2 protein-coding genes are annotated in these 1972 nt (G+C 62.9%); both read right to left on the reverse strand.

What is annotated here, in order from left to right; genetic code table 11:
* Positions 1-29: 29 nt before the first annotated feature.
* Complete coding sequence (locus ACH2EI_RS21605; protein ID WP_395161547.1) at positions 30-596, reverse strand: iron-sulfur cluster assembly protein; 567 nt, start codon at positions 594-596, stop codon at positions 30-32.
* Positions 589-1836, reverse strand: coding sequence for a Fe-S cluster assembly protein SufD (gene sufD / locus ACH2EI_RS21610; protein WP_395161549.1), 1248 nt, complete (start codon positions 1834-1836; stop codon positions 589-591). Before sufD ends, ACH2EI_RS21605 begins: the two co-directional genes overlap by 8 nt.
* Positions 1837-1972 lie beyond the last annotated feature (136 nt).

Below are 1972 nucleotides of genomic sequence, written 5' to 3' on the forward strand. Positions count from 1 at the left end.
TCCGAGCGGCAGTGTCAGGTCGACCTGAGCTACATCATCCCAAGTTCGAGGCGGGCGACAGTCGAAAGGCGCGAGGCGTCCCACGGCGGGTCAAAGACCAGCGATACGTCAACCGTTTCGACCCCGTTGATCGCGGCAACTGCGTCACGGAGGTCGAGGCGCAGGATGTCACCCATGCCGCAGAACGGAGCGGTGACCGACATGTCGATATCGACGTGCCAGCCCCCTCCGTCGAGTTGGTCGGCATCGACCCGGTAGACCAGGCCAAGTTCGACAATGTCAACCGGGATCTCCGGGTCATAGACGGTCGCAGCCGCCTCCCAGACACGGTCGACGCTGAACGGCCCGGCGCTCGCAACGGCCTCGACATCCGGAGCCGCGATGAACCCGAAGTCAATCGAGTCTTGGCGGCTCAAACGAGCCATCTCGCCGGCGCTGGTGGTGACCGTGGCGGTCGCCCCGAGGGCCTGCAGCAGCGTCACCCGATCGCCCGCAGGAAGGGTGATTGCCTGACCGGCCGGCACGATCGTGGCATCAACCGCGCGAGGCAGCGTGAAGCCCTTGGTCTTGCCGACACTGACCGTTTGATCAGACATCGTCGTGTCCGAGCCGCTGAGAGATCCACGTCCGCACCGATTCAATGCTGACGTCGTCAACGACCTGGTCGGCGAAGCCGTTGATCAACAGGCGGCGTGCCTCGGTGGCAGGGATGCCACGTGAGCGCATGTAGTACATGGCTGATTCGTCGAGTTGGCCAACGGTGGCGCCGTGTTTGCAGGCCACCTCGTCGGCGAGGATCTCGAGCCGTGGCTGAGTATTGACCTCGGCACGATCGGAGAGAATCAGATTTTTGTTCGACTGTTCAGCGTCGGTTCCGTCGGCACCCGGAAGCACATCGATGCCTCCGTTGAATATTCCGGTGCTGGCATCGTCGAGGACGCCGCGGTAGGTCTGACGGCTCGTGCAGTTCTTGGCCGAGTGAACGACGTTGATCTGCTGGTCGAGGACTTGGTCACCGAAACCAAAGAACAGGCCTGACAGATCGGCGTGCGCTCCGGGCCCGGCGAGATCGACTCGGTACGCAACTCGGCCATACGACGCGCCGAGGTTGAACGAACGTGCCAGGAGCTTGCTGTTGGCTCCCTGCGTCACTTCGATATTGCTGAGGTGCACGTGACTCGAGGGCACATTCTGAAGGAGCACGTGCTCGAGGGAAGCGCCATCGCCGATGGCGATGGTCGTGCGGATGTTGGAGCCGCCGAAGTCAGCACCGACACCGATACGAGTCTCGACAATCGTGGCCGAACTACCAGCACCCAACTCGATGACCACACCGGTACACGATGCGTTCCGTGTCTCGTCTGGTACCTCGACGTCGACGATGTGAATCGGTACGTCGAGCACCACGTCGTCGTCGACGCGCACTACGGCACCGTCACCGCCAAACGCGAGGTTGAGCGCCATGTAGGCGTCGCTGATCTGACTATCGACTCGATCAAAGTGAACTGCAAGCCGGTCAGGTTGTTCACGGCGTGCGTCGAGCAGGCTCGATAGATGGAGACCTGCCGGGCCGATCATCGTGGACAATTCGACATCGACGACGCCATTGACCACGACGATGCGCGGACCGTCGAGGGCGGGAATCAGCGCGCCGATATCGGGAACGCTCGTCGTCAGTGCGACCGGAGGCCCAAATGACAACTCAGCGAGCTTTTTGTGGGGCGCGTAGCGCCACGCCTCGTTGCGTCGCGTTGGGTACCCAGTCGACTCCACCCAATCGAGGGCGGCCGCGCGGCCCGTGACTACCGGATCGATCGCCGTGGGCGATGCTGTCACGACTGTGCTCCGGCGAGCGATTGCGCAGAAGCGTCGCCAAGGCCGTTTTCGAAGTCGGCGTACCCGTTGGCTTCGAGGTGTAGTGCGAGGGTGTGGTCGCCCGACTTGACGATGCGCCCGTCGACGAGCACGTGCA

Origin of the sequence: Ilumatobacter sp., from assembly GCF_041688325.1 — a bacterium.
GTDB lineage: Bacteria > Actinomycetota > Acidimicrobiia > Acidimicrobiales > Ilumatobacteraceae > Ilumatobacter_A.

Bases quoted from the DNA above. Each gene is read 5' to 3' on its own strand.
- ACH2EI_RS21605 (WP_395161547.1), bottom strand. From the start codon at position 596: ATGTCTGATCAAACGGTCAGTGTCGGCAAGACCAAGGGCTTCACGCTG.